The sequence below is a fragment of the Pseudomonas sp. PME37.24/006 genome, assembly GCF_055556635.1.
In genome coordinates this window covers 1-234 of sequence record NZ_JBVHNL010000303.1, presented here as the reverse complement: position 1 = coordinate 234, position 234 = coordinate 1, and the positions used below count along the sequence as shown (strand labels likewise).

1 pseudogene is annotated in these 234 nt (G+C 66.2%); it reads left to right on the top strand.

The window, feature by feature from the left end:
- Positions 1-234 (top strand): annotated as a pseudogene (locus tag ACZ3GY_RS24830) (hypothetical protein); the annotation flags it as partial.

Below are 234 nucleotides of genomic sequence, written 5' to 3'. Positions count from 1 at the left end.
CCTGGGCGAGAAGGGCGTAGTCATCGTCAGCTGGATCTGGCAGGCCGGCGGCGTGGCCTCGCGCGGCAAGCCCATCGTAGATCCGGCCGATGCCAAGGGCATGAAGGTGCGCGGCGGTTCACGCGAGATGGACCTGATCCTGAAGGAAGCGGGCGCCGCCGTGGTGACCTTGCCGTCCAATGAAATCTACGCCGCCATGCAGACCGGCGCGATGGATGCGGCGATGACTTCGTC